This is a genomic window from Limnofasciculus baicalensis BBK-W-15 (genome assembly GCF_024178385.1).
GTDB classification, from domain to species: Bacteria; Cyanobacteriota; Cyanobacteriia; order Cyanobacteriales; family Coleofasciculaceae; genus Limnofasciculus; species Limnofasciculus baicalensis.
In genome coordinates, this window is the sequence record NZ_JAMZMM010000527.1 from 1 (window position 1) to 3,108 (window position 3,108).

The 3,108-nt window shown below is 45.4% G+C and carries 1 protein-coding gene; it reads right to left on the reverse strand.

Translation table 11 applies throughout. The annotated features are described in order from the left end of the window. Positions 1-89: 89 nt before the first annotated feature. Positions 90-3,108 (reverse strand): GAF domain-containing protein (locus tag NJ959_RS27675; RefSeq protein WP_254014982.1); only part of this gene is annotated, 3,019 nt, incomplete at its 5' end.

Below are 3,108 nucleotides of genomic sequence, written 5' to 3' on the forward strand. Positions count from 1 at the left end.
GTTTTGAGTTTTGAGTTTTGAGTTTTGAGTTTTGAGTTTTGAGTTTTGAGTTTTCCTTCAAAACTGAGAACTATTCCGGGTTACGGAAACTAATCACCCACCTTAAAAGCACCAACAGAAGCCTGTAATTGATCGGCAATTTCCACAGTTTCCTTCAGAGAATTAGAAACCATCAAAGTCGAATTAGAAGTTCTCTCAGAAATCCGAGCAATATTCTTCATCAACTCAGTAATCGAAGCCGAAGTTTCCGCTTGAGACACAGTAGCACCAGAAATAGATTGAACTAACTGATCGATATGGCGAGAAACCTCCAAAATTTGATTTAAACTTAACTTAGCATCCTCAACCAAATGAGTCCCCTCCACCACCTGAGAAGTACCCAACTCCATCGCCTCCACCACCGAAGCCGTTTCCTGTTGAATATTATCCACAATCTGCTCAATTTCTCTAGTAGCAGCCGCACTACGAGCAGCAAGAGAACCCACCTCCTCAGCCACCACCGCAAAACCCTGTCCCTCCTCCCCAGCTCGAGCCGCCTCAATCCCGGCATTAATCGCCAATAAATTAGTTTGGAGAGCAATTTGATTAATTAAAGAAACCACCTTAGAAATCTGTTGAGAAGATTCACCCAAGCGCTTGACTTTTTTGGCAGTTTCTGCTACCGTTCCCCGTAAACTGAGGATATTTTGGACGGAACGATCCATCGCCAACCCAGCCGATTCAGCAGTAGTAGAGGCAGTGCGAGCCACAACAGCAGCGCTCCGGGCATTTTCAGATACCTCAGTAATGGAACGGGTCATTTTTTCGACCGAATCTAGGGTGCGGGTAGTCTCCTCGGCTTGTTTGAGTGCTTCTATGGATAGATTCCGCATCGCCCCCTCATTTTCGCCCAGAGAGGTATTCACCTGAGTAGCGGCTATTTTCACCTTAGTCACAATACCCCGTAGACTTTCAATTACCGCATTAAAGAAGTCAGCCACAGTACCAATTTCACCCACAGTGACATCCGCCCGCACCGTGAGATCCCCTCGAGCAGCCCCTTCTACATCAGATAGAAGTTCTAATAACTGAAGCTGAAGACTCTCTTTTTGTTGCCGTTGTTCAACAGAAACTAATTCCGCACTAATTCGGGCTTGTTCTCGTTGTTCTAATAGATTAGCTTGATCCAGGGCAAAACCGATTTGGGTAGCCACTTGTTTGAAGAAATTAATTTCTGATTCTTGCCAAGCACGAGTACTCGAACACTGATGGGTAACCAGTAATCCCAATAAATTCCCCTCAGCCATAATTGGCGCTACCAAATTGGCTTTTACCCCAAAAGGTTCCAGTTGACCTAGGTAACATTTAGTCAAGCCAGCTTCATAAATATTCTCAACTGCCTTGACTCGACCCCGTTTATATTTTTCCACATAAGTTTGAGCAAAGCAAGGGTCAGCAATCATTGCACCCAGAGCTTTAGGCCAATTACTACCCACAGATTCGGCAACAATAGTTCCTTGCCAATTTTCATCAAAAAGATAAACTATAGCTCTGTCTGTATGGAGGGTTTTTCGGACACCTATAATCGCGGCTTCATAGAGTTCTTCAACTTTAAAAGATTCCCGAATATGAGAGGTAATTTCATTTAATTGTTGAGCAAGCTCAGTCGCTTTAGCTTGTTGTTCTAAAAGTTCTGCTTGTAAGAGAGCAAAACCAATTTGATCGGCAGTAGAGGAGAATAAATCTCGTTCTGCATCCAGCCAAATTCGGGGTTTAGAACATGCAATAGCACAAAGGGCACCGTAGAGTTTCTCCTCTTTAATAATCGGAGTCATGATATAGGCGCGAGCCGAAAGTTGTTCGAGAATGGTATATTCCCAATCACGATCGTCTGCCTCATCAATATTGTCTATACAAATAAGAGGTGATATCTGAGATCCGCTCGGTGAAGTATGGCGATTGAATCCTCTGTCACCCCTTACCTCTAACTTCTCACCTCTAACTCGACTCCAACCCGGTGCGACTGATTCGGCGGTAATTGTCAGGGTGGTTTGGGCTGAGTTGGTATCTATTCCTTCATCGTAACGGAGGATTAATACCCTATCGGTACGGAGTGCTTCTCTGATTGAGGTTACTGCTGTGTCTAAGATTTCCTGTGATTGAAGGGAACGGCGGATTTGGGGGACGATATCTTTCCAGCGCTGTACCCTTTCGGCTTCGGCGGCTTTGGAGGCGGCGAGGGTGATACTGCTGAGGGAAAGTCCCACTTGGGTGGCTAATTCTTTGAGGAAGTCGATTTCTGAGTCTTGCCAAACTCTGGTGGTGGTACATTGATGGGCGACTAATAAGCCGACGAGGATATCGCCAGAGATAATGGGGACGACTAGATTGGCTTTGACTGATAGTCGGGCTAATAATTGTATATGGGCTGAGGAATAGTTGGTTTGTTGGACATTAGAGTTAGGAACTACTCGTCCTTTTCGATATTCTTCTAAGAGTTTTCTGGGAATACAGGGATCTGAGATTTTGTCTTGTAATGCTCGAGGCCAACTAGGGTCTACGGCTTCGGCAACGATTGTACCACTCCAGTCTGGTTCAAAACCATAGATCACTACTCGGTCTACATTTAGTTGTCTTTTGGCTTCCATGACACAGGAGTCAAATAGAAATTGTTTGTCTCCTCTGGTAGCCGCGTTGACGGTTTCTGCATAGATGCGCAGTTGATCTAGTCCGGCTTTTTGTTCTTCTAGAAGTGTTTGAAATTGATCTACCATCAGGTTGATCCCTGTACAAAGTCCAGCGATTTCGTCACTTCCGGTTACGGTTAAGCGGGTGTCTATTTCCAGGGCAGCTAGTTTTTCCACTCCATCCTTAGCCGCCAGAATTGGGGCGAGGGCGCGGTTGGTGAGTAATCGGGCGATGATACTAACTCCGAGGGCGGTGATCCCGGCTTCTAAGAGGAGGAGGGAGAGATTTTTGGGGGATTGGTTTGAGGTGATTTCTGTTTGGTTGGTTTGGTTAATTGATAAATTAATTGCCCCAATTCCTAAGACGGGAATTACGCTGAGGGTGACGGCAACAATGGTGGCTTTTGTCCCCAAACTGAGTCGTGCCCACCAAGATAGATTG